At 62.7% G+C, this 24,583-nt stretch carries 21 protein-coding genes and 1 tRNA gene; 10 read left to right on the top strand and 12 right to left on the bottom strand.

All coding sequences use genetic code 11. The features are described 5' to 3' along the window. Nucleotides 1-9: 9 nt before the first annotated feature. Entirely contained in the window at nucleotides 10-792 is a 783-nt protein-coding gene (locus CK219_RS15650) for a hypothetical protein (protein WP_095767654.1), read from the bottom strand. 153 nt (nucleotides 793-945) lie between these two features. On the opposite strand from CK219_RS15650, the gene CK219_RS15645 reads away from it, so the two are divergent. Continuing rightward, nucleotides 946-1,959 (top strand): sugar-binding transcriptional regulator, encoded by a 1,014-nt coding sequence (locus CK219_RS15645; RefSeq protein ID WP_095767893.1) that lies wholly within the window; start codon nucleotides 946-948, stop codon nucleotides 1,957-1,959. A 1-nt stretch (nucleotide 1,960) separates the two neighbouring features. Here CK219_RS15645 and CK219_RS15640 read toward each other — a convergent pair whose 3' ends face one another. Both CK219_RS15640 and CK219_RS15635 read right to left on the bottom strand, forming a co-directional pair. Further along, nucleotides 1,961-3,031 (bottom strand): acyltransferase, encoded by a 1,071-nt coding sequence (locus CK219_RS15640; protein WP_095767653.1) that lies wholly within the window; start codon nucleotides 3,029-3,031, stop codon nucleotides 1,961-1,963. Nucleotides 3,032-3,447: 416 nt separating this feature from the next. Continuing rightward, nucleotides 3,448-3,524, bottom strand: a tRNA-Pro gene (locus CK219_RS15635). A 142-nt stretch (nucleotides 3,525-3,666) separates the two neighbouring features. On the opposite strand from CK219_RS15635, the gene CK219_RS15630 reads away from it, so the two are divergent. The 6 genes from CK219_RS15630 (at nucleotide 3,667) to CK219_RS15605 (ending at nucleotide 10,782) form a co-directional block, all read left to right on the top strand. Then, entirely contained in the window at nucleotides 3,667-4,875 is a 1,209-nt protein-coding gene (locus tag CK219_RS15630; protein ID WP_210200003.1) for a YcaO-like family protein, read from the top strand. Then, the gene (locus CK219_RS15625) at nucleotides 4,872-6,200 is read left to right on the top strand and encodes a TfuA-like protein (protein WP_095767651.1); all 1,329 of its coding nucleotides are present in this window, start codon (nucleotides 4,872-4,874) and stop codon (nucleotides 6,198-6,200) included. Before CK219_RS15630 ends, CK219_RS15625 begins: the two co-directional genes overlap by 4 nt. 221 nt (nucleotides 6,201-6,421) lie before the next feature. After that, nucleotides 6,422-7,657, top strand: coding sequence for a hypothetical protein (locus CK219_RS15620; RefSeq protein ID WP_176477024.1), 1,236 nt, complete (start codon nucleotides 6,422-6,424; stop codon nucleotides 7,655-7,657). A 22-nt stretch (nucleotides 7,658-7,679) separates the two neighbouring features. After that, complete coding sequence (locus CK219_RS32170; RefSeq protein ID WP_095767650.1) at nucleotides 7,680-7,874, top strand: hypothetical protein; 195 nt, start codon at nucleotides 7,680-7,682, stop codon at nucleotides 7,872-7,874. Nucleotides 7,875-7,922: 48 nt separating this feature from the next. Continuing rightward, nucleotides 7,923-8,768, top strand: coding sequence for a hypothetical protein (locus CK219_RS31695; RefSeq protein WP_095767649.1), 846 nt, complete (start codon nucleotides 7,923-7,925; stop codon nucleotides 8,766-8,768). A 247-nt stretch (nucleotides 8,769-9,015) separates the two neighbouring features. Continuing rightward, nucleotides 9,016-10,782 carry a tetratricopeptide repeat protein gene (locus CK219_RS15605; RefSeq protein WP_210200002.1) on the top strand — a complete coding sequence of 589 codons (1,767 nt, stop codon included), beginning with the start codon at nucleotides 9,016-9,018 and terminating at the stop codon, nucleotides 10,780-10,782. Here CK219_RS15605 and CK219_RS15600 read toward each other — a convergent pair. From CK219_RS15600 to CK219_RS15585, 4 genes are all read right to left on the bottom strand, one after another. Then, the gene (locus CK219_RS15600; protein ID WP_095767891.1) at nucleotides 10,774-12,051 is read right to left on the bottom strand and encodes an O-antigen ligase family protein; all 1,278 of its coding nucleotides are present in this window, start codon (nucleotides 12,049-12,051) and stop codon (nucleotides 10,774-10,776) included. The two genes, CK219_RS15605 and CK219_RS15600, sit on opposite strands and share 9 nt — an antisense overlap. 65 nt (nucleotides 12,052-12,116) lie before the next feature. Beyond that, on the bottom strand, nucleotides 12,117-13,652 hold the full coding sequence (locus tag CK219_RS15595) for an undecaprenyl-phosphate glucose phosphotransferase (protein ID WP_095767648.1): 1,536 nt from the start codon (nucleotides 13,650-13,652) through the stop codon (nucleotides 12,117-12,119). 97 nt (nucleotides 13,653-13,749) lie between these two features. After that, nucleotides 13,750-14,880: a glycosyltransferase family 4 protein gene (locus tag CK219_RS15590; RefSeq protein WP_095767647.1), complete on the bottom strand. Its 1,131-nt coding sequence runs from the start codon at nucleotides 14,878-14,880 to the stop codon at nucleotides 13,750-13,752. Between the two features lie 10 nt (nucleotides 14,881-14,890). Next, complete coding sequence (locus CK219_RS15585) at nucleotides 14,891-15,454, bottom strand: polysaccharide biosynthesis/export family protein (protein WP_095767646.1); 564 nt, start codon at nucleotides 15,452-15,454, stop codon at nucleotides 14,891-14,893. Between the two features lie 263 nt (nucleotides 15,455-15,717). Here CK219_RS15585 and CK219_RS15580 point away from each other — a divergent pair, with 263 nt between their 5' ends. Then, nucleotides 15,718-17,949, top strand: coding sequence for an exopolysaccharide transport family protein (locus CK219_RS15580; RefSeq protein WP_095767645.1), 2,232 nt, complete (start codon nucleotides 15,718-15,720; stop codon nucleotides 17,947-17,949). Between the two features lie 370 nt (nucleotides 17,950-18,319). Here CK219_RS15580 and CK219_RS15575 read toward each other — a convergent pair whose 3' ends face one another. Both CK219_RS15575 and CK219_RS15570 read right to left on the bottom strand, forming a co-directional pair. Next, nucleotides 18,320-18,556, bottom strand: a complete 237-nt coding sequence (locus CK219_RS15575) for a hypothetical protein (RefSeq protein WP_095767890.1) — start codon at nucleotides 18,554-18,556, stop codon at nucleotides 18,320-18,322. 122 nt (nucleotides 18,557-18,678) lie between these two features. After that, entirely contained in the window at nucleotides 18,679-19,908 is a 1,230-nt protein-coding gene (locus tag CK219_RS15570) for a GNAT family N-acetyltransferase (protein WP_095767644.1), read from the bottom strand. A gap of 90 nt (nucleotides 19,909-19,998) precedes the next feature. On the opposite strand from CK219_RS15570, the gene CK219_RS15565 reads away from it, so the two are divergent. After that, nucleotides 19,999-21,057 (top strand): polysaccharide deacetylase family protein, encoded by a 1,059-nt coding sequence (locus tag CK219_RS15565; RefSeq protein WP_095767643.1) that lies wholly within the window; start codon nucleotides 19,999-20,001, stop codon nucleotides 21,055-21,057. A 33-nt stretch (nucleotides 21,058-21,090) separates the two neighbouring features. Here the strand turns inward: CK219_RS15565 and CK219_RS15560 are convergent, their stop codons facing one another. Then, entirely contained in the window at nucleotides 21,091-21,306 is a 216-nt protein-coding gene (locus CK219_RS15560) for a DUF2842 domain-containing protein (protein ID WP_040999884.1), read from the bottom strand. Nucleotides 21,307-21,456: 150 nt separating this feature from the next. Between CK219_RS15560 and CK219_RS15555 the strand changes: the two genes are divergently transcribed. Further along, on the top strand, nucleotides 21,457-22,548 hold the full coding sequence (locus CK219_RS15555; RefSeq protein WP_095767642.1) for a COX15/CtaA family protein: 1,092 nt from the start codon (nucleotides 21,457-21,459) through the stop codon (nucleotides 22,546-22,548). 52 nt (nucleotides 22,549-22,600) lie between these two features. On the opposite strand, the gene argC is transcribed toward CK219_RS15555, so the two are convergent. Both argC and speB read right to left on the bottom strand, forming a co-directional pair. Continuing rightward, on the bottom strand, nucleotides 22,601-23,533 hold the full coding sequence (gene argC, locus CK219_RS15550) for an N-acetyl-gamma-glutamyl-phosphate reductase (protein ID WP_095767641.1): 933 nt from the start codon (nucleotides 23,531-23,533) through the stop codon (nucleotides 22,601-22,603). Nucleotides 23,534-23,562: 29 nt separating this feature from the next. Then, nucleotides 23,563-24,564, bottom strand: coding sequence for an agmatinase (gene speB, locus CK219_RS15545; protein WP_095767640.1), 1,002 nt, complete (start codon nucleotides 24,562-24,564; stop codon nucleotides 23,563-23,565). Between the last annotated feature and the right edge of the window lie 19 nt (nucleotides 24,565-24,583).

Genomic DNA, 24,583 nt, shown 5'->3' with positions numbered 1-24,583 from the left:
TCGCGGCGGTTACGCTAGATGCGCGAGCAGGGTGGCGAGAACCGGTGTCAGTTCCTGGACGGCATTGGGCTGGGCACAGGCCTGTCGGATGCGGTCCTCCCGCACTTCGGCAGCCAGCTCCGCGATCTCGAGAATGTCGGGCTCGGGCGTTCCGTCCGCCCTGGTCGCCAGTCCGCAGGCAAGCGCCACAGGCGCAAGGCACCTGATGTCGAGAGACCGGTCGCCGGCTATCGCCGGGCCTGGACCGGTCTCGCCAGGCTGAACCGGACGGTGGTTGAGGCATTCGACGAGCAGAGCCGCACAGGCCGCCGCGACCTGGTCCGTCGATGCCGCATCCGCCGTCGCGCCAGCCAGGAGATTCGCGTGGCGCTTGCGCATCGCGACATGCACGGCGGAAAAACTCGCCTCGTGGACGCGCGGATTGTCGATGCCGTAGCCGGCGAGGACCGCGCGGGTCAGATAATACATGTCGCGCCTGAACTGACGCTCGCCGCCGATCTGCCGGTCTTCATCGCCATGCGGGAAATAGATCCGCAGGCTTTTGACGGTCGTGCCGTCGACCTTGAGCGGCCGGGAATGCGGTACGAAGGATTCGGCAATCGTCAGCGCCCCGTCGACGGCGCTCGCGGCGTGGCCGAGCAGGCTGCGGCCCGGGAAGGGAGACAAATTGCCGGCGATATCTTGCGAGGCATCGCCGGCGCTGTCGTGGCGGTTCTGGCGGATGGCGTCGCGCAGTTCCCGAAGCCGGTCCTTCAGGTTGGCGCGGACGTCTTCGGAAATTTGTCGCAGCATCGCCAATTGCCTCGAAATGCTGAAGCCTGTCACGGCTTTGGGCGCCAGCCGCCCTCTCTAGATTGTTCGTCTCGATTGGTAGATCAATAGGCGATATTTAACCAGCATGCAGAATCGGCGACGGCAGTGTCACCGCCGGGGTTGGAGGGGAATTTGGGCAGGCGACGGCAGGGTGAATCCGAAAACGGCAGGGCGGCGGCCGAGGCATCCGAGCAGGTCGTCAGCGAAAGCCGGACCGACCGCCTCAGGATCCGCGCCGCCTGGATGTATTTCGTCGAGCAGATGACGCAAAACGAGATCGCCGACGTGCTCGGCGTCGGCCGCGTCACCATCGTGCGCATGCTGGCCGAGGCGAGGGCACGCAACGAGGTGAAGATCACCATCGAGAGCGAGCTTTTGGAGATCGTGCGGCTGGAGCGCGCGCTCGAACAGACCTTCGGACTACAGCAGGCGCTGGTGGCGCCGCTCACCGATCCCAATGCCGACCCGATCCCGGCAATCGCCGCCAAGACCGGCATGTTCCTGTCCGACGCGATGAAATCCGGCATGCGGGTCGGCGTCGGCTGGGGCGTGACGCTGTTCAACACCTTGCCCTTCATCAGTGCCAAATCGCTAACCGATTTCAGCGTGATTTCGCTGCTTGGCGGCGTCGGCGTCGCGCGCCGGGTCAACCCGGCCGAGTTCGCCTGGCGCTTCGCCCAGATCTTCCAGGGTGATGGCTATCTGATGCCGACGCCTGCGGTCGTCGACAGCGTCGAGACAAAAATCGCGCTGGTCGAGCGCTGCGGCCTGCAGGAGATTTTTGAGATGGCCGACGCGCTCGACGCCGTGCTGCTCAGCGTCGGCGGCATCGCTTCGGCCACCACCTTCTCGCGCGGCGGCTTTCTGAAGGAAGCGGACCGCGAGGCGCTGCTTGCGCGCGGCGCCGTCGGCGATCTCCTGTTCCATTTCTATGACCGCAATGGCGATCTGGTCGACCATCCCGTCAACAGCCATGTGATGTCGGTGGATGTCGACCGGCTGCGCAAGGCCCCAATCCGCATTCTCACCTCCGGCGGCGCGGAAAAGACCGAGGCGCTGCTCGGCGCCATGAACCTGATCGCGCCGACCATCCTGATCACCGACGAGGAAAGCGCGCGCCGCATGCTCGCGGCGCATGGCGCTTGAATCATGCGACGGAAGGGCTCGCTCGCTGCGGAATTGAGGAGCGCAGGTGCTTGCGGGCAGGTTCCTCCACCAGAATGAAGACGACGAGCGAGATAATGACCAGCAAAGGCTGGTACAAAAGACTCCCGACCCAATCCAATTCTCCGGTGAACAGCACCGGAATCCACTTTCGCACCGGGATTTGCAGGATGTAGAGGGCATAGCTCGCATTGCCCAGCAGCACGAGCGGCTTGTACGACAGCACGCGTTGGGTCCTGCCGTCATTCACGGCGCATGTCGCAATCAGCGCGACAAAGCCGATTGCCGCGAAACCTCCCGTCGTCACCATGCGTGTCGCGACAAGCGTGGCTATCGTGAACGCCATGGCCAGAATGGCGGCCAGGTCGCTGCGGAAGCGATCGAACGCGCCGGCCCTAAACAGCAGAGCGCAGGTGATGCCGGTCATAAATTCGGGCAGCCTCAGCAGCGGGAGAGGCACCAACTCCATCCAGCCGAACGCAAGGTAGCCCATCGGCCCGAGACCCGGCAGACACATAACTACGAAAATCAGCACCAAAGCTGCCAGGCTGATCCACAGGACTCCGGTCGTAAGCCTTGAAAGGACGGGAAGCAATAACGGGAACACAAGATAGAAAAAGAACTCGATCGAGAGTGTCCAACTCGGAGGATTCCAGAAGAATCCGAGCATTGTCGTTGGTGCGCCCCAGGCCTGAACAAGGCCAAGTGTCGCCAGTGATGCAAGCGGGTTATCCAAAGGCATGCTTGTCAGCGGCAGAGCCACAATAAGGGCAAGGAGATAGATTGGATAAATTCTGGAAAACCTCGCTAAGGCGAACTGTCGGATCTCGTACCAGTCAGACATCTTGTCGAAGTAGGAATGGGTGAGGATAAAGCCGGACAGCAGGAAGAAGAACGAGACGCCCAGATAGCCGTTCTGCACAAAATCGGCGATCGGGGGCGGCGCTCCGTCAATGTCTGCCGAATGGAAGGCAAGCACATAGAGAGCGGCGAAAAATCGCAAGCTGGTCAGCTGTGTGAGGCTCGATCCCGCTGAAGAAGGCTTCGGTTTCATACAGAGTGCCGTTGCTGTAAGCGCGAAGCGGTGCTCAGAACTGTCGATACTGCGTGGAATCCTATACGCCGAGCCGCATTAACAAATCCGTTAACGCTCCACGTCGGTGTCAGCGCCCGGCGCTATGAGGGAGAACCGAGGCGCTGCTCGGCGCCATGCACCTAACTGCGTCGACGATTCTGATCGCCGATGGAGAAGCGCACCGCATGCCCTACTGGCGAACGGACAACGATCTTCTTGTTCTTCGGCCTCCTGGCCAGATAGATCTTCCGCTCGCGTGACAGCCCCCAAGCTTCTGCCGACAAATCGCGGAACTACTCTAAAATCAACGAGAAGCTGTTTTTGGACCAAACGGTTGCCCAAGGAGCGGAAGCCTTCGGCTCAACCTAAGAACTTGGGGGAAGTTCTCTTTCAAATGGTCGGAGTGGCCGGATTCGAACCGACGACCCCTTGACCCCCAGTCAAGTGCGCTACCGGGCTGCGCTACACTCCGGACCGGGTGGCGATGTATCGTGATAAGGCGGTGCGGGTCAACCGAATTCGAAGGCTGGCTGCTCAGCCAGGCCTGCTCTGTTGTGCACCGGTAGAAATCGGTAAGGTCTCGCGATCTACCCGGGGATCAGGAGATAGTGTCGTTGGCGAATGGCACGGTGCCAGGAACTCCTTATCAGGCGGAGGGTGCCCGTAGCGCGATTGCTCGGATTCGCCCGCACTGGGCGCGGATGGGCATCACCAGGGTCGCCAATGTGACCGGGCTTGATCGCATAGGTATACCGGTGGTGATGGTATGTCGCCCCAATGCCCGATCGCTGGCTGTTTCACAGGGCAAGGGCATCGACCTGGAATCGGCCACGGCTTCGGGCCTCATGGAAGCGGCGGAGCTTTACCATGCAGAGCATATCGAGCGCGCGCTGAAGCTCGGCAGCATGGCTGAACTCTCGCAATCACATCGGTTCGCCGAGATTGGAAGGCTAGCTCGCATCACTCGCAAGGCCTTTACGAAGGACATTGTGACGCTATGGATTGAGGGCCGGGAGATGATCTCCGGTGGGATGCGCTGGCTACCTTATGAGTCGGTGCGGGCCAACTTCACAGTCCCGCCGCCTCCCGGAAGTGGCTTCTTTGATTGCAGCAGCAATGGGCTCGCCTCTGGAAATACAGCCGATGAAGCGATCCATCACGGGATTTGCGAGATCATCGAACGCGACGCGACTGCCCTGTGGAACCGGATGCCGTCTGCCAGCCGCCGGCGCACCGGCGTCGACCTCGGCAGCGCGCCGGACGGCCCGTGCTGCGACGTATTGAAGAAGCTGGAAGACGCGGACTTCGAGGTCGCGGCGTGGGAAACAACCTCTGATGTTGGCGTGCCGGCCTTTTTCTGTCTGATCGCGGATCGCCGGGACCAAAATAGCCATTACGGGATAGGCGCGGCAGCGCACCCGGTGCCGGAGACCGCCTTCTTGAAGGCGCTCATCGAGGCGGCTCAGGTGCGAACGACCTACGTATCTGCGGCCCGAGACGATCTGACCGCCGAGGAATACGGCGAAGACTATCGGGACAAACGTCGCCGGCAGGCAGAGAGATTGCTGGCCGAACGTTCCGGCACGAGGCGACTTGGCCCTGCCGAAGGGAGGGCTGCACACGGGATTGCACGCAATGTAGCCTGGCTGGTCGAAAGGTTGCAGGCGGCAGGCGTAAGCGAGATCATCACCGTCGATCTGTCCAAGGAGGATATCGGCCTTCCCGTGGTTCGTGTCGTGATACCTGGCCTCGAAGGCCCTGACGATCACGACGCCTACATGCCGGGCGAGCGAGCCCGCCGAACGTTGGATGATAGACGGTGAATCCGATCGTCTTTTGCGGCCCAAGCCTGCGGGTGCAGGACATCGCATCCCACGACGGATTCGAATTTCGCCCACCCGTGCGCCAGGGCGACCTTTATGCCGCCACGCGCGACAGCCCCAGGGCGATCGGCGTCATCGACGGCTATTTCGATGGTCAGCCGGCGGTCTTGCACAAGGAAATACTCTGGGCCCTGACGCGCGGGATCGCGGTATTCGGCGCGTCCAGCATGGGTGCGCTCCGCGCCGCGGAATTGCACTCGTTCGGCATGCGCGGCGTCGGGCGTATTTTCGAAGCCTATCGCGACGGCGAGGTCACCGACGACGACGAGGTCGCGCTTATCCATGGCCCGCCGGAGACGGGGTACATGCATCTGAGCGAACCGATGGTCAATATCCGCGCGACGCTCGAGCGGGCGGTAGCAGAAGGGATCATCGACAGACCGACAGGGGCGCGCCTTGCAGCCTCGTCAAAGGCGCGCTTCTACCAGGAAAGAACCTGGCCCGACGTGCTGGCCGACGTCGGCGATTCGCGCACGGAGCAGGAGCTGGCGGCCTGGCTGCGAACGGGTAAGGTCGACAGGAAGCGCCAAGACGGGCTGGAGCTGCTGAAGGAGATGGACGCGTTTGTCCGCAGCGGCGCCGTGCAGGGGCCTCCCGATTTCCATTTCGAGTGGACGGAGAACTGGCACAATGCGTCCTGGCGAAACGCAACCGGCAAGTCAGGCGGCGAGGCCACGGCTGAACAGGATGCCGTTCTCGACGAGCTTCGGCTGCGCGGCGACTATGCGCAATTGCGCCGCGAGGCACTGCTTCGTCTGCTGGCTCGTGGCGAGCATGCAGCGCCGGATCGCCAGGCGGTCAAGCGTGCCATGGGCGATTTTCGCTCGCGACGCGGGCTTATGCGGCAGGCGGACGTCATCGGCTGGGCGCACGACAACGGAACGGATCTCGCTGGCCTTGATCGCATGATCGAGGATGATGCGGTTGTCGAGACGCTCGCGCGAGAGCGCGATGCGGAGTTGCGCCAAGGTATGCTTGACCGGCTGCGCGAACTCGACCTTTACCCTGGTTATCGAGACAGTGCGCTCGCCAGGGAGCGTCACCCGCCATCACTATCCGCGCCGATGCCGCGTGCCCTGCTTGCCGCATGGTTTTTTGCAACCCAACTCGGCCGCCCCGTTCCTCGCGACATTGCCGACTATGCCCTCTCCATCGGATTTCCCGGCGTCGACAGGTTCTATGACCTGCTGGCTCATGCATATGCTTTCATGGTCCGCCGCTCGCCCGATGACTCTGGCCCGACTGACGAAAACGGGCTAACTTGAAACCGCATTCGCCGACGATATTGCAGCCAGTTTGACGTGCATGTCTTTGTCCATCCGAGGGGGCAAGCGTGACATCTGGAGGGGAAGGCTCTGCATTCAGGAATGGGACGCGCTTTCGGCTTTTCGCCCAAGCGCCGTTCCTCAAGGCTTTTCGTCGTCCTGAAATCGTGCTCGTGTCTTCGCCGGCGGGATCGGTCGGCCCTGGCCCGGGCGACGGGCGCATGTATGTTGTCGATCCCATTGGCAAGGCGTTTGCCTACGGTCTCGCGGAAAATGTCCGCGGCGACCCACTCTACTTGATGCCACCTTGGCGCGGCGGCGTCTTTCCCCCGGCGTTTCCTGATGTCGATGGGCATTTCGATCATATCGGTCTGGACGATCCAACATTCGAGGCTGCGCATCTGTTCGGTTCGGTGCGTTTCACGCTGGACGTGTGGGAGAAATATTTCGGCCATCCCATCGCCTGGCATTTCCAGCGCGACCTCGACCGCCTGGAACTGGTGATACAGCGCAATCTCCACGAAAACGCGTTCATGGGTTACGGCTTTCTAGAGGTTGGCATCCACGAGACGCCGGATGGCGAGATCGAGTCGTTCACCCTCAATTTCGATGTTGTCGCCCATGAGGTTGGCCACTGCGTCATCTATTCCACCATCGGCGTGCCCGACCCCGGAACGGCCAGCGCGGAATATTACGGCTTCCACGAATCCTCGGCCGACCTCGCCGCCCTTATCACCGGTCTGCATTTCGAGTCCGTCATAGATGAGCTGCTGGAAACCAGTCACGGCAATCTCTACACACACAATCTCGTCAACCGCATCGCCGAGCTATCCTCCAACAGCCAGATCAGGCTCGCGGCCAACCCGCTGTCAATGATGGATTTCGTCCAGGGCTGGAGCGACGAGCATGCGCTTGCCCAGCCGCTGACCGGCGCGATGTTCGACATCTTCGTCGACCTCTTCCATGAGGAGCTAGTGGCGCGCGGCCTGATCACCCAAAGCCAGGAAGACCTGTCCGACAGGCTGGAGGACAGCCTCGACTATTTCCGCGTCATCCAGCCAATGTTCGACGAAGCTTATGCCGCGTCGCCTTTGGCGTTTCGCGAAGCACTCGTCGCCTCGCGCGACGAACTCGGCATGCTTCTCGCCGAGACCTGGCGGCGGCTTTCGCCGGACGATCTCAGCTATGCCAAGGTGGGGAACACGTTGCGCGCCGTCGACAGGCTGATGACCGGCGGACGCTGGCGTACAATCATCGACGTCAACCTAAACCGCCGCGCGATCGGTTTTGTGAGCGCCGGCCCCAAGATCAAGCCGTTCGGGCCCAAAAGCCACTTCGGTTTGCCGAGGGTATTCGTGCCGGCACGTCATGGCGCTTGTTGTGCACGGCATCTGCGCGTTGCGAGACAGATGGGAACGCGAGACAGACTGGCCAGAAGCAGGGCCGGCGTTCTTTGAGTCAGATGAGGAGGAATGTCCAATGCCTTACGTCGTGACGGAAATCATGGACGACATTGAATTGTTGCAAGCCCATGTAGACAACATCTCCAAAAAGCCAGGTAAGGTTGTAAGCGTATTATGGCGTGAAAGTGATCGCGCTTATGTTGTGACGCATGAGGTGGAAGCGGCTGAGAATAAAACAGAAGCCAAAAGGCCGCGCGATGCCAAGAAATAATGCTGTTTGATGTTAGACATATGATCCAGGAACCGGAGGGTTGCGGCGATGGTAGAGAGCCTTCTTAGCGTGTCGGGTGTTAATCTATTCGGCCATTTTGTAATCGATCTGCAGGTGGTGAACCCACTTCTAAATCCTATCGTCGCGCAGGTCGCGACTGCCAAGAATATACCGGCATTGACTGGCAACAAGGTCGTGAATGGTGTGCGTCTGGCGGACAAGAGCAAGATTGTTGTTTGGAAACAAAAGGTTCGGGACCAGATTGGCGTGTACACGGTCGGCGGCGCGGACGGTCGGTGGACCAAGGATGACACGCCTCCCGGTGCAATAATCCAGGTGACCGGCGGAAATAGCTTCGTCGGCTATTTCATGAAGCTCGAGGGCGGATTCGAATTCATCGGGCGCCGTCCGGGCGCGGCAAACCGAAGCGGCAAGAACAGACTGCTTGAGGACCAACTGCAAAACGGCAGGTTTGCAAGGATATATGGCTTCAGTTTTGAGGGAAGCTACTACGACCTCCCAAGGCCCATAATATTCCTTGTGCACGGTGATGGGGAGCTTGTCGCGGAGGATCTAGGCACGTTCAGTCCCGCCCGTTCGCCCAGTCCGACCGGACTGACAGGCCTTGCGGCAGCCGACTTCGACTTTGCCGATGGCTTGCGCGTCTGGTCCTACGACAAAGCCGACTACACAGTTCGCATGGATGTCGAGACAGGCATGTTCGAGGATGTGCTGCTTGCAGCGATAATGGGCGGCGGCGGGCCGGGCGGCATGGACAGTGCCGGCATGAGCGCGCGCGGGATGAGTGCGAGGGGGATGAGCGCGCGTGGCATGAGCGCAAGGGGAATGAGCGCGCGCGGCATGAGCGCCCGCGGCGGCGGTAATAGCGATTGACCTGCATGCGACGCGCCCCCCTAACGGGGCGCGTGCTTCACCGTGCCGAGGATTGGCCGCGGCTACCGATGGACCATGCGGAGCCTTGCTGCTCCCAGATCGCGCGGGCATTGCATTAGAAGAAGCTAATTAATTTAAATCTCAGCAATATTCCTTTTATCACCTTTCTTTCCAGGATGCTGTTGGCGATTTCTGCGTGCTATGCTGCATTGCCCGGTGGTTGTTGGGAACACCGGCGGGAAGAGCAATGGTCACCAGCCGCTACGAGATGCTTAATCGAAAGCTGTCCGCGATCGTCTACGCGGACGTGCACGGCTACAGCAGACTCATGGACCAGGATGAGGCAGGAACGGTTGTCCGCCTGACCCGATCGCTCAGCTTCATACGCGGCCTGGTCGCCGACTATGGCGGTTCAGTTGTCGACACCGCCGGCGACGGCCTGGTGGCGCTGTTCCCTGGTGCAGCTTTGGCTTTGCGATTCGCGATCGAGATGCAGCGGGAAATGTCCAACGAGACGGTATGGTCGGGCGCCCAGGAGCCCGTCGCATATCGAATCGGCATCACCGTTGGAGACACGATCGCCAGCGACGGTGAGATCTATGGCCACGGCATCAATTTGGCTGCGCGGATACAATCGCTGGCGCCGCCGCGCGGCATCTGCATCGCTGAAGCCGTTCGCCAGATTGTTCGCAGTGATAGCGAGTGCTCGTTCCGCTCACTGGGCAAGCAAAAGCTGAGAAACATTGCTGACGAGGTAGAGGTCTTCGCAGTCGATTTCGAATTGTCGCATGCCGAGCCCAGCGTCTCGGCTCTGCCCTTCGCGCCTGCGCCCGAGCGTTTCGCCCCGGAGGGTTCGCTGGCAGTCCTGCCGCTCGAAAACGTTTCGGGCGATCCGGCGGACCTTCACTTGTGCCAAGGTGTCGTAGCCGACCTGATTTCCAATCTGTGCCGGTTCCGCAACCTCATGGTGATCGCGCGGCACTCGACACTGGCCGTTGCCGCGCGGACGCAGTCGCTGCGCGAGATCGCCAATCAGCTCGGCGTTCGCTATCTCCTGTCGGGAAGCTTGCGTCGTGCGGGCAACCGTCTTCGGATTGCCATGGACCTGATTGAGGCGCAGACCGAGAATACGATCTGGTCGGAACGCTACGACGGCGGCATCGAGGATATCTTTGCCTTCCAGGACGACGTGACTGCGACGACCGCGTCGCGGCTGGCCGTGCATATCGACATGGCCGAGAAGCGACGGTTGATATCGCAAAACCATCCCAATATTCATGCCTACGGCATGATCTTGCGCGGGCAGGATCTCAGCTTTCGCTTCCGTCCCGAGAGCAATTCACATGCCCGGCGGCTTTATGAGCAGGCACGCAATCTCGACCCTCGCTATGCCCGCAGCTATGCGGCCTTGTCGCGGACGTTCAACGTCGAATGGCGTTATGCCTGGACCAGCGATCCGGAAGGAGCGCTGAACGAGGCGTTGAACCTGGCAAATCTGGCCGTCCTGCACGACGATCTCGATGCACGCGGCTATTCAGAGATGGGTTTGGCCCATCTCTACAAAAAGGAACACGATCCGGCGATCGCCGCCTATGAACGCGCTTTGCAACTCAACCCCAACGACGCCGATCTGCTGGCCGAAATGGGCGACTGCCTTGTCTACGTTCGCCAGGCGGAGCGCTCCGTGCAGCTACTCGAGCGGGCGATGCGGCTGAACCCCTACTATCCCGATGCTTATCTTTGGTATCTGGGCGATGCCTATTTCCAACTGGGCGAATATGAAAAGACCATAGAGACGTTGCAAAAGATGCGGGACGGCTCCGAGGGTCATCGGCTTATGGCAGCGAGCCATGCCCATCTCGGCAATGTCCGGGAAGCGGAAAGACATGCTCATGCGTTGTTGCAGGTGCACCCGAATTTTACCACCGAGCAGTGGCGTAAAGTGCCCCCGCACAAATACCCAGAGGACACTGAGCTGCTTGTCGATGGCCTGCTAAAAGCCGGGTTAAGGTAACACGGCCGCACGGCTCTTGCCCGAGATAGGTGGCGCGGTCACTGCCGGAACCAGCGTTCGCGCCAGCCGCAATTCCCGCTGGTGCCGGTACTCCAGCGCGATCGCGCCCCAGACCAGGCCGAGCAGCAGGTAGAGATGGCGCCAGTGGTCGACGTCGATGAAGGTGCCGAGGCCGATATTGCCGAGATAGGCGACATAGGCGCAGAGCAGATAGGGCTGCCACGGCCGGTCGCGCAGAAGGATGCGGAAGCCGGCGCCGATCGTCCATAGCGTCAGCGTCAGGAACGAGACGAAGCCGAGCCAGCCATAATCCATCAGCGCCTTCAGCCAGATGTCGTGCGTGTCCTCGCCATAGATCGTCCCGAAGACCAGCGGGCCGATACCGAACGGGTGCTCCATCGCCAGTTGAAAGCCGATCGAATAGCGGGCGAAGCGGCCGAGCCGCGCCGAATCGTAGCTCTGCTCGAGTTGCGCGCGCTGGGTGAACATGTCCGACACGCCGGGCAACTGCAGGATGACGATGAGGGCGATGACCAGCAGCGCCGCGGCCGCGATCGTCATTACCACCACGCGCAGCCGGAACTTGCCGCTGGCGCTCTGCAGGAACAGGCAGGCGGTAAGCAGCACCGCCGACACGGCGAACATGCCCCAGGCGCCGCGCGAGAAGGAGAAGAAGATGCCGGCGGTGATGATGAGCAGCGGCACCGCCAGAAGCGGCATCCGCGGCACCGGGCCGGTCAAGAGCAGATAGAGCAGGTAGGTGCCGGGCAGCACCAGGAACGGCCCGAACACGTTCGGATCCTGGAAGGCGCCGGCGGCGCGGTCGTATTTGGTGAACATTTCCGCGCCCGGAAAGGCATGGAAATAACCGGCGATGCCGAGCAGCGACGTCGCCACCGCCGACACCACATAGACGATGAAGATCAGGCGGTAGAGGCTCGGCTGGACCGAGGTCACCGACGCGAAGAACACAGCGCTGAAGGCGAGAAACAGCGAGACCGCCAGGTAGAGCGGCGTATTGGCGAGGTCGGCCATCTGCGTCATGGCGATCATGCCGCCGATGTTCATCGCCACCAGAAGCACCAGCAAGGGCACGATCGCGCGCGAGATTCGAAGCCCGAACAACGCCCAGACCGCGATCAGCCCGGCCATGTAGATCTCGTAAGGCGCGGGCTCGCTGATGACGAAGCCGGAAAGCAGAATGCCGACGCCGATCGCCGCCGACGCGATCAGCGAGATCAGCTTGGCGTTGACCGCTGACGGCGGCAACTGGTTGACCGCCGAAGGCGGCAATTTGTTGACCGCCTGCGGCTGCAACTCATGGGCGATGGCGCTCAATAGGCGTTTTCCGTGTTGAGCAGGCGGATCGGCGTCAGGAACAGGATGCGCAGGTCGAACAGCATCGACCAGTTCTCGATGTAATAGAGGTCGTATTCGGTGCGCATGCGGATCTTTTCGTTGGTGTCCATCTCGCCGCGCCAGCCGTTGATCTGCGCCCAGCCGGTGACGCCGGGCTTGACCTTGTGGCGGGCGAAATAACCGTCCACCACCTCGTTGTAGAGCAGGTTGTGCGACTGCGCGGCGATGGCATGCGGGCGCGGCCCGACCAGCGACAGCGAGCCGAACAGCGAGTTGAAGAACTGCGGCAGCTCGTCGATCGAGGTCTTGCGGATGAAGCGGCCGACGCGGGTGACGCGCGGATCGTTTTTGGTCACTGTCTGCTTGGCGGTCGGATCGGACCGGTCGGTGAACATCGAGCGGAACTTGTAGACTTCGATGATCTCGTTGTTGAAGCCGTGCCGTTTCTGCTTGAACAGCACCGGACCCTTGCTGTCGAGCTTGATGGCGATCGCGGTGACGAGCATCACCGGCGAGAAGACGATGATCCCGATGAGTGAAAAGACGATGTCGAAGGCGCGCTTGGCGACCGAGTCCCAGTCGTTGATCGGCTTGTCGAAGATGTCGAGCATCGGCACCGAGCCGATATAGGAATAGGCACGCGGCCGGAACTGCAGCGCGTTGGAATGTGCCGAAAGCCGGATATCGACCGGCAGCACCCAGAGTTTCTTCAGAAGCTGCAGGACGCGCGATTCGGCGGTCAGTGGCAACGAGACGATCAGCATGTCGATGCGCGCGATGCGGGCGAATTCGATGAGCTCGGAGATGGTGCCGAGCTTCGGATAGCCGGCGACGATCGGCGGCGAGCGCTTGTCGTTGCGGTCGTCGAAGATGCCGCAGATGCGGATGTCGTTGTAGGGCTGCTTCTCGACCGAGCGGATCAGCTGCTCGGCCGCCTTGCCGCCGCCGACGATGAGCGCGCGGCGCTCCATGCGGCCGTCGCGCGCCCAGCGCCGGATGAGGCTGGACATCACGAGCCTCAGGCCGAAGATCAGCGCGAAGCCGGCCACGAACCAGGTGCCGAACAACAGGCGCGAATAGTCTTCCGACGCCTTAATGGCGAAGGCGGTGAGCGCCATCAGCGCGAAGCTGCCTGCCCAGACCAGCAGCACGCGGCCGAAATTCGCGAGGGGGCGCATCAGCGCCGCGATCTGGTAGCAATCGGTCACGTCGAGCAGCACCACGGCCAGGAACGACGTCGCCGCGATCGCCAACGGATACTGCCAGGCCAGATAGCTGAAGAAGCCGACATAGTAGAAATAGACGCCGAGCCCAGACAGGAACAGCATCGCGAACTCGACCATGCGCAGCACGCCGCTGACCATGATCGGCGACATGGTATCACGCCGGTATTGCGAAGCGACCTGGCGCGCCACATCGTTGATGCCGCCAGGCTTTTCGCCATCGGCGGGAGCATCGTAGTTGCGCACCGCTTCCATGGAAAAGCGGTGCGCGGGGTCGATCTCATTCATGGGAACTGTCCGCGAGCTTCGCGCAACTGCATAGCAAAAGAGAGCTAAGAAAGCCTTGAAACAACCGGTGGTTTTGGAGTTGTTGCGGTCCGCGGACCTATTTGCTCAGCGCCGCGAAATAGGCCTTCTCGATATCGGCGGCCATAACGTCCGCGCCGAATCGGGCCTTCAGCTCATCGGTTTGCGGCATCAGTTTTCGATAGCTGTCGAAGTCGCTGAGCGCCGTCCCCATTTTGGCGGCGAGCTGGGATGCGTCGGGGCGGATCAGGGCAGGGGAGCCTTCGCCGAAGATTTCCGGGATGCCGCCAACAGCGGTCGCGATCATCGGCATGCCAGCGGCCAAAGCCTCGAGCACGACATAGGGCATCGCCTCCGCGCGGGACGGCACGACGATCATCTCGGCCAGCGCGAAGGCTTCTCTTGCCGGCATGGGCGGCAGGAATCGGACGTGGCTTTTCAGGCCGAGTCGCTCCACTTTCGCGTGGTAGCGCGGCAGGTCGTCGCCGTCGCCGACCATCACGGCGCTTAAGGGGCGTCCGAGCTCCTCGCCGGCCATAGCCAGCGCATCGATGAAGATATCCGGGCCCTTCAGGTCGCGCATCATGCCAATGTACAGGAAATCGGCGGCATTCGCTGCCGTCGTCACCGGTTGGAATTCGGCGGCGCGCAGGCCGTTATAGACAAGCGTGTTGGGTATGGGCGGCTCGCCGACCTTGCGGCGATAGGTGTTGCGCTCGTAGTCGGAAACGAACAGCAGGCAATCGGTGAAGCGCGCCATGAAGCGCTCCAGGCCGAAGAACAGCTTCCCCATCGCCGTCGTTTCGTCATAGTGGAGGGAGCCGCCATGCGGCGAATAGAGGCGGGCAACGCGAAACCTTGATACCCGCAACAGTGAGCCGAACAGCCGGGCATAGGCGCCACCCTTGGCGCCGTGCCCGTGCAGCACGTCCGGCCGCAATTCCTGGATGATTCGATAGGTGCGCCAGGCCGAGGCGAGGTCGCCCGGCCCGACATGACGCTGCATCGGCGTGCGATGGATGCCGAGCGCGAGGCTGTCCTTCATCGCCTCGAACAAGCGCTCCTCATAGTCGCCGCCGGTGGTCGAGTCGCAGACGATTCCCACCGCATGGCCGGCGGCGACCTGCGCCTCGGTCAGGTCGCGCACGTGTCGGAAGATTCCTCCGACAGGTGAGCGAAAGCAGTGCACGATCCTGAGGTTCACCGCCACGACGGGTTTTTCAGAACAGCCGTTCGCGGACGTAGACGGTGTCGCCGGGCAGGAGTGGATCGGATGTCAGCACCCGCCCGGTCATCACCTTGCCGTTGATATCGCGGGTGATGTCGACGCTCTCCTGATTGGCGCGCGGCGTGAAGCCGCCGGCAATGGCCACCGCCTTTTGCACGGTGAGTCCCGGCACGTAGGAATACTGCCCGGCAGCGCCCACTTCGCCCATGACGAAGATCGGCCGGTAGCGGTCGATTTCGACCGAAACGTCGGGATCGCGCAGATAGCCTTGGCGCAGCTTGTCGGCGATCGCTTTTTCCAACTGCTGCGCGGTGTGGCCGCGCGCCGGCACCGCGCCGACCAGCGGAAAGGACAGATAGCCGGACTGGTCAACGCTGTAGGTGTTGGTCAACCCGTCCTGCTCGAACACCGTGACACGGACGCGGTCGCCGGCGCCGAGTCGGTAGGGCTGATCGAGCACTTCATGAAAGGCGGCGGGTGTCGGGCGGTAGCTCGAGCAGCCGGTGAGCAGCGACAGGGCAAGCAAAGCGCGAAAGAGGGAAGCAGTGCTTTTCATGACCGGCCAGGAACCTTCATCGCTCTTGCCGCAAGCCGCGGCACAACCCCAGGAAAGTGCAACCGTTATCATCCTGTTAGGGTTAATGGGCGGTAAAGGAGCGCGGTCCGGGAGAGCGGAGATCGGTAAAAAGCCCAATTGTTCTATTGCTTTCGAGCAATCTTCTTTGAGTGCCCTCTAATAAGCATTCATTCTGATCTTAACGGGTGAGTTACCATAGTTCTTTACGGTCCAGCTTCGACTCAAAGTTCGGAGCAGGATGCATGTCCGTTCAGTCAGCGGCCGCAGACGTCGATGTCGATCTGAGACAGCTTTTCGCCAGCCTGGCGAGGAACTGGCTGCGCATTGTTTTTGTGACGCTTTTGGTCACCGGGCTGGCCTTCGCCTTCGCCTGGCTCGCGACGCCCTATTATAAGGCGACAGCCAAGCTGGAGATCGGCTCGCGCGAATCGGAATACACCCGGCCGCCGGGCACCAACGATGACGACAAGCCGATTCTCGACGAGCAGGGCGTGGCCACCCAGGTCCAGATCATTTCCTCGCCCGACATCCTCAAGCAGGTGGCGACCAAGCTCAACCTGGACAAGTTGCCGGAGTTCGACGAAACGCTGAAAATGTCGTCGCTCGGGCGTGTGCTTGTGCTCGTCGGCTTGAAAAGCGATCCCTTCGATATCCCGCCGGACGAGCGTGTGCTGAACGCCATGCACGACAAGCTCAATGTTTACGCCGTTGAAAAGACGCGCGCGATCGCGATCGAGTTCGCCTCGAAGGATCCCAAGCTTGCCGCAGCGGTCGCGAATGGCATTGCCGAGGCCTATATCGCCTCGAAGAGTGACGCCAAGCTTGAATCGAACGCCGCCGCGACCAACTTTCTGGCGCCGGAAATCGCCGATCTGCAGAATCGCGTGAGGGATGCCGAGGCCAAGGTCGCCGCGTTCCGCGCACAGTCCGACCTGCTGATGGGCGGCAACAATTCGGTGCTTCCGACTCAGCAGCTCTCTGAGCTGTCGAGCGAATTGTCGCGTGTGCGCGCCAGCCGCGCCGCCGCCGAGGCGAGTGCCGAGAGCGTGCGCCGGGCGCTGCAGAATGGCGATTCGCTGGACAGCGTGCCGGAGGTCCTGTCTTCCGAGTTGATCCAGCGCCTGCGCGAGCGCCAGGTGGAGCTGAGGGCCAATATCGCCGATCTTTCCACAACCCTGCTGGACAATCATCCGCGCATCCGGGCGCTGAAGTCGCAGCTTGCCGACCTCGACGGCCAGATTCGCAACGAGGCGCAAAAGATCATCCGGGGGTTGTCGGCTCAGGCTCAGACGGCAAAGGCCCGCGAGGATCAGCTGATCGCGGACGTCAACACCTTGAAGGCCGCGTCAGCGCGCGCCGGCGAGCAGCAGGTGCAGCTGGATGCCTTGCAGCGCGACGCGAACGTTCAGCGCCAACAGCTTGAATCCTATATGGCAAGTTACAATGCGGTAGCCTCACGCAAGGATCGCAGATACTCGCCTGTGGCGGCGAGCCTGATCGCGCAGGCCCAGGTGCCGTCGCAACCTTATTTTCCGAAGATCGGGCCGATCACCGGGGCCGCCGCGGCCGCTTCGCTGCTGCTGATGGCGATCGGCACGCTGCTTGGCGAGCTGTTCTCGGGCCGTGCCATGCGTCCGGCCGCCGGCGCCCGTTTCACCGATATCGAGCAGGTGGCGATGCCCGCTGCGCGCACCGAGCCGGTTGTAGCCGAAATCGACGACGACCACAGTCCTTTCGCGCCCTATGAGACGTCCATGGCCAGCGAGCGAGGTCCGGAGAGACAGCCGCCGATCGCGCAGAATGAGACATTTGAAGCCGACACCGTTGCGGCAGAGCAACCAATGCCCGAGCCGGAACCCAAGCCGGGTCCGTCGAGGCTCGGGGAGATCGATGTCGACAGGGCTGCCGAGAAGCTGATCTCTTCCGGCGCGGCGCGCGCGATCTTCGTATCGCCGGAAGGCGACGAGGCGGCCGCCTCCGCCGTGCTCGTGACGCGTGAAGTATCTGACGCCGGCCTGCGCGTGCTGCTGCTCGATCTGACCGCGTCGGGCGCGGCGTCGCGGCCGATGCTGGACTCGAGCCTGTTCCCGGGCATCACCAATCTGCTCGCTTCCGAAGCGCAGTTCAGTGACGTCATCCATCCCGATCTCTATTCGGATGCGCACGTCATTCCGGTCGGCACCGCCGACCCCGTCCGCGCGATGCGCGCCGCCGATCGGCTGCCGATCATCATGCAGTCGCTGACCACGGCCTACGATCTCGTCGTGGTCGAATGCGGCCCGGCCGACGCGCAAGGCATCGGCCGCCTGGTCGGTGACGGCACCGAAGTCTTCCTGTCCATGCTGGAGGCCGACGACCAAGTGACGCAGGCCGCGGTCAAGCTGATCGAGAACGGCTATCCCAACCTGACACTGGTCACACCGGTCGGCCATGAACCGGGAGACCCATTGCCCCGACGCCGGTCGGCCGCATAAGACCGGAGGCCGGCACCGCGACGAATGGGACACGGCTCAGCCCCGAGGCAATTCTTAGCTACAAGGGCGAACCGCGGCATTTCTCGGCGACTCCTGCACTTTACATCGGTGGCGAGGCACCTAGTTTTGATGCTTCGCGCTGCGCATTTTCGTGCGTGGATGATCGAGAGCGGGACCGTGAACCCTAGGCCGGCCCCCGCCGCAGCCTTCCGGCTGGAATTGCGTCAAAGACAAAGAGAGAGCGCGGTTCGCCGTTTCCGTGAAACGGTGCAACCGCTCCAGAACTGAACGCCTGCCGCAGGGTCGCGGTCAAGGGCGCGTTCGGAAAGGCATTCTCGCGTGGCCTGAAGGGGCAGCGGAATCGCGATTGTCACGGCGCGCGATCGGTCAGAGCGTTGGCCCCTTCCTGCCCGGCGCAGTGCGCGCAGCAATAGATGACATCGCCCTGCTCGACGCCATGTCCCATGATCCGCACCCTGCAGTGAGGGCAGGTCGGCGCAAGCTTTTGGACCGCGCACTCGAGGCTGTCGAACGTGTAGGTTTGCCCGCCCAGGCTCACAAGAAATGCCTTGTCATAGTCGTTGCCGCACTGGTCGCACTTAGCCATGGCCATTCTCCTTCTGGGTGCGAAAACCTCCCGGCGCTCGATAGGTTCCGTTGAGTCACTCAGGTCCCGCTTGCGCGCATCGCGCCGGGAACACGACGGCGATTGTGCGACTCTGACCAGGCCTAGCTGTCGTCTTCGGCCGCGACAGGCGCCGCCTGTCCGGCAGCCTTGCGGCGCAGCATCTTGGTCAGCTTCCAGACCGTCGGGTTGTTCTTGATGAAGGCCTTGGCGCGCGCGCCTTGTCGCAGCCCTGCCGCCAGCACCCGGCCCTTCAGCGTCAGCGGCGCAAGCACCTCGAAATGCTGGACCTCGATGTCGCACCAGAGCCGCTTGTAAGGCTCGTCGCCGACCGAGAAATCATACACATCGAAGCCAAGCTCGCAGGCTTCCTGGATGTTGTCGAAGAACAGGAAGTCGCCCGGGCTGGCGGACGAGAGATCGTCCTCGGCGATGGCGCCGAACTCGCAGATCAGCCGCTTGCCGGACCGGCTGGAGCCGGTCACCGCGCGCAGCTTGCCCGCCACATCCAGGCCGTGCAGCAGGAAGGGCGGCTTTTCCTCGGCCAGGGCATCGGCGAACAGTGCCCGGAAGAAGTCGCGTACTTGCCTGTCGCCGAAGACATTGGCGATGCCCATCTTGGCGAAACGCGCTTCCTTCATCGAGAGGAAGGCATCGAGCAGCCTGTCGACCTCCTCGGGTGTGCGCGCCTCGATGCGGCGGAAGGTGCCGACCGCCTCGAACTTGCGCGTCTGCGAGCGGTGCTTCTTGCGCTTGCGCTTGCCGCTCGCGCGCGACAGCAGCGCGTCGAACCCGCCGCCGAGATCGACCGCAAGCGCAAGGTTCGGACTTGGAAAGCCGGGCAGCGCGGCCAGCGGGTTGGCGACGCCGTCGAGGTCTGGCAGCAGCCTTTCAAGCGAGATCAGGTCGATGTCCGGCCGCGCTCGGGCGATTGCCTTGAACATCGAGCGGATCGCCTGGCCGTCGATAGCAGGCAGGAAACGCGGGTCGGCGGCGGCGAAATTGCCGTTGGCGTGGCGCCCGCCGGCGAAACGGGCAACCTTGAACGGGCCGCGTCGCACGATCTCCAGGGCCAGCGACAGCGCGGGGCGGCCATCGCAGGACAGCGTTGCGACGACCATGTCGGCGCCGGTCGCGGCCGCCCAGTTGCTCACCCAAGATGCGCTTTGCGCCGGCGCGAACAGCGCCGAGGCGCAGAATGGCACATAGTCGGCAAGGCCGGTGCCGCCGCTCGCGGTCGCAATCCACCGGTCCCGGTCGGCTCGCACCGGGCGCGCGGAAGCCTCGTTGGCCGCGACCCGATTGCCATCAAATGACGCGGTGGCGTCAACCATCCCTCAATCCTTAAGACGTATTGGTTGCAACCTGGGGTTCGCATAGGCGAATGTCGTGCTTGAATAAGCCTAGGCGCAAAAGGTGAAGGAATGATCGACGGGGGCGATGCAATCCGGAAGCTGGCGCTGAACCTTGCCCGCTACTCCGGCCTTGCGCCTCTGGCGCGGCCGTTTGTCGGCGGCATCGGCGCTATCCTGATGCTGCACCGCGTCACCGCGACACCGGAGAAGCCGAACAGCGTCAATCGGCATCTGAACATCGCTCCCACTTTCCTCGACAAGCTGATCTCGGACATGAAGGGGCAGGGTTATGCCTTTGTTTCCCTTGATGAAGCGATCGAACGCATCAAGACGGGCGGGAAAGGCGGCCAGTTCGCCACGATCACGGCCGACGACGCCTATCGCGACAACATGACCGAGGCGCTTCCGATCCTGGAAAAACACGGCGCGCCGATCGCCATCTACGTCGCCCCCGGCCTGATCGACGGCGCCGTCGATCTCTGGTGGGACGTGATCGAGGACATCGTCGACACCAGCTCGCGCCTGACGCTGACGACGGGGGGCAAGTCGACGGCGATCGATTGCTCGACACAAGGCCGAAAGATCCAGGCCGTCGCGCGGCTGAACGCCTGGCTGACCTTGGAAGTCCCCGAGGAAGAGCAAGGCGCAGCGCTGCGCGAGCTCGCCCGTTCGACTGGGTTCAAAATCGGCTCGGGCCGCCCATGCACGTTGATGAACTGGGATGAGCTTCGCATCATGGCCGCGCACCCGTTGGTGACCATCGGCGCGCACACCGTCAATCATCGGAACTTGAAGCGGCTGTCCGAGGCCGATGCGCGCCATGAGATCGGCGACGTCCGCCGCGTCCTCGCGGAAAAACTCGGCGAGGAGCCGCGTCATCTGGCTTACCCTTATGGCTATGCCAGCGCGGTCAGCTGCCGCGAGGTGGGCTTTGCCCGCGACGCAGGCTATGCCTCGGCGGTGACCACGCGGCATGGTGTGCTGCGCGCCGAGCATGCCGGCTTCCTGCACGCGCTGCCGCGCATCTCTGTCAATGGCCGCTATCAAAGCCTTGCGCATATCCGCACGATGCTGTCCGGCTTCACGACGCCGCTCGCCAATGCAGGCAAGATGGTCGTTACGGTCTAGGCCTGCCTCGCGCTTGCCTGACGCCGGCAAGATTCATCCCTTCGGGCGCGGCTCGATGATCAGCCATTTGATGATGGCCATGGCCGGCAGAACCCAGAGAAAGCCGCTGAGCAGGAAGAACAGGAGATGCGCCGTGGGCCCGTATTCGGCGAGCCTGGTGACCGCGACGGCGGAGGCGATCAGCGCGTAGATGACGACCAGCGCCACCAGCAATATGGTTCCGATCAGCTTTTTCAGGCGAATGGGCATGTCGCGGTTCCGTTGACCGCCCCGCTTAGGCCGAATGCCAAGAGCGCGCAACCGTCGCGGCCCGGCGCGACGGCGTGCCGCGCTGTCCAGTCTTGCCAGTCGAGCGGCCTTGGTCCACCAATCGCGCGTTTCAACCGCCGGGAATGCGAAATGGCTGCCATCACCGCCACAGCCCCCTATGCCGCACGCGACCGCGACCTGCACAACCGCGCTTTGGTGCGCGGCTGGCTCTACGTCGTGCTGCTCGCGCTGGTCGCGCTGGTTCTGGTCGGCGGTTCCACGCGTCTCACCGGCTCGGGGCTGTCGATCACAGAGTGGCAGCCGATTCACGGCGTCATCCCGCCGCTCAACGACGCCGAATGGCAGGAAGAGTTCCAGCGCTACCAGCAGATCCCGCAATATGCCGAGATCAACAAGGGCATGAGCGTCGAGGATTTCAAATCGATCTTCTGGTGGGAGTGGGCGCACCGCATCCTGGCGCGCAGCGTCGGGGCGGTCTTTGCCTTGCCGCTGCTGTTCTTCTGGGCGACGCGCCGCATCGAGCGCGGCCTTGGGCTGAAGCTGGTCGGCATCCTTCTGCTCGGCGGACTGCAAGGCGCCATCGGCTGGTGGATGGTGGCTTCGGGCCTGGTCGATCGCGTCTCGGTCAGCCAGTACCGGCTGGCGACGCATCTGACGCTTGCCGCGCTGATCTTCACGGCGACAATGGTGGTGGCGCGAGGCTTGGCGCCGCATTCGGAGCCCGCCGCCGACCGGTCGACGCAGCGGCTCGCCGGCTTCATAGTGCTTTTGGCGCTGATCCAGATCTATCTCGGCGGGCTGGTCGCCGGGCTGCATGCGGGCCTTTCCTACAACACATGGCCGCTTATGGATGGAAAGGTGATCCCCTCCGATCTGCTTCTTCTGAAGCCGGCCTGGCTGAACTTCTTTGAAAACCCGAAGACGGTGCAGTTCGTCCACCGAGTGGGCGCTTATACGATCTTTGTCGTGGCGCTCTGGCATATGATCGCGACGTGGCGACGCCAGCCTGGCACCACCCATGCCCGCCGGGCCACGCTTCTGTTCGCGCTGGTGGTCGTCCAGGCCTCGATCGGCATCGGCACGCTAGTGATGCAGGTGCCGCTGCACATGGCATTGACGCATCAGACGATCGCGCTTGTGTTGCTTGGCTTCGCTGCCGCGCATTGGCGCGGCACCAAGGGCGCCTATCCGCTGCCGACCGATATACGCGTCAGAGGCTGAGGCGAACCTTGCGGATCGCCTCGGCGGTAGCAAGCTCCAGGTTCACGACCGCTCAGTGCTTGATGCCGAGCATCAGATCGAGGTTCTGCACCGCGGCGCCCGACGCGCCCTTGCCGAGATTGTCGTAGACGGCCATCAGCAGTGCTTGCGCCCTCTCATCATTGGCGAAGACGTAGACCTTCATCCGGTTGGTGCCGTTATAGATCTCCGGATCGATCTCCGGCATGCGCTCCATATGGGTGTAGGGCGCGACCTCGACCACGCCGCCATCGATCGACGCATAATGGTCGGCAATCGCCGCGTGAAGCTCGGCGCCAGTGGGCACGCGGTCGAGACCGCCGAGTTGCAGCGGCACCACGGTGATCATGCCTTGCGCGAAATTGCCCACCGCCGGCTGCATGATCGGGTCGTGCGACAGCTTTGCATAGGTGCGGAGCTCCGGCACATGCTTGTGCTGCAGCGTCAGCCCGTAGGGTAGGAACTCGGGCGCGTCCTCGCCCTTGCCGACATAGTCCTCGATCATCGGGCGGCCGCCGCCGGAATAGCCGGAAATGCCGTTGACGGTGACCGGGAAGTCGGCAGGCAGCAGGCCCGCCGCAACCAGTGGCCGCAGCGTCGCGATCGGCCCCTGCGGCCAGCAGCCCGGATTGGCTATGCGTTTCGCGCTGCCGATCCTCTTCGCCTGGTCCTTGTCCATTTCGGCGAAGCCATACTCCCACCCCTCGGCCACGCGATGCGCGGTCGAGGCGTCGATCACCTTGGTCGTATCGTTCGTAATCAGCGACACGCTTTCCTTGGCCGCCGCATCCGGCAGGCAAAGGATCGCGACATCGGCCGCGTTGAGCATCTCGGCGCGGGCGGCAGTCTCCTTGCGGCGTTCCGTCGGGATGGAGATGATCTCCAGGTCGTCACGGTCGGCCAGCAGCGCCCTGATCTGCAGGCCTGTCGTGCCGTGCTCGCCGTCAATGAAGATTTTCGGTTTCATCCCTTGCCAAATTCCTCGCGATTCCAATGTCATATGCCATAGGCGTGATTTGCCGCGGCATGATTGCCGTTGCTCAGTTCGTCGAGCCGCGCCTTTCGCTCTGCCAGCAGACCGAGATAATGCATGGCGATGATCGATCCGGCGATCGCCGTTATATCGGCATGATCGTAGGCCGGCGCAACCTCCACGATGTCGGCGCCGACGATGTCGATCTGGCCGAGTTGGCGCAGTGTCGACAGCATCTTGGCCGAGGAGGGGCCGCCTGCCACCGGCGTGCCGGTGCCCGGCGCGAAGGCCGGGTCGAGACAGTCGATGTCAAAGGTGAGATAGGTCTTCTTGCCACCGGTGCGCTCGACGATCGCATAGGCGATGTCGGAGGCGCGCATCTCCTCGACCTCATGGCCGTAGAGGATCTTGATGCCGAACGTGTCGGGCGCATGCGTGCGGATGCCGACCTGGATCGAGCGATCGGGGTCGATGATCCCCTCCTTCACCGCGCGGGCGACGAAGGAGCCGTGATCGATGCGCTTGCCGTCGTCGGGCCAGGTGTCCTGGTGCGCGTCGAACTGCACGAGCGCCAGCGGCCCGTGGATCGCGGCATGCGCCTTGAGCAGCGGCCAGGTGACGAAATGGTCGCCGCCCAGCGTCAAAAGGAACGCGCCTGATTTCAGGATCTTGGCCGCCTCGCGCTCGATCGTGCCGGGAGTTTTCTGATGATTGCCGCTGTCGAGCAGGCAATCGCCATAGTCCACCACCGAAAGGTGCTCGAAGAGGTCGCGCGAGAATGGATATTGCGGATCGTTGTCGAGGATCGCCGAGGCGCGGCGGATCGCCTGCGGCCCGAAGCGAGCGCCGGGCCGGTTGGTGACGGCGGCGTCGAAGGGAATGCCCCACACGACCGCGTCCGCGCCCTTCACGTCCTTCGTATATTTGCGCCGCATGAACGACAGCGCGCCGGCATAGGTCGGCTCGAACGACGCGCCCGTCTTGGAGCGGGCGGTGAAGGCGTGGTCGATCTCATTGTTCGCCATTAGGAATCCTCGGTTTCGT

This window comes from Mesorhizobium sp. WSM4313, assembly GCF_002294725.1.
Lineage (GTDB): Bacteria > Pseudomonadota > Alphaproteobacteria > Rhizobiales > Rhizobiaceae > Mesorhizobium.
This window is presented reverse-complemented; position numbering and strand designations above follow the sequence as displayed.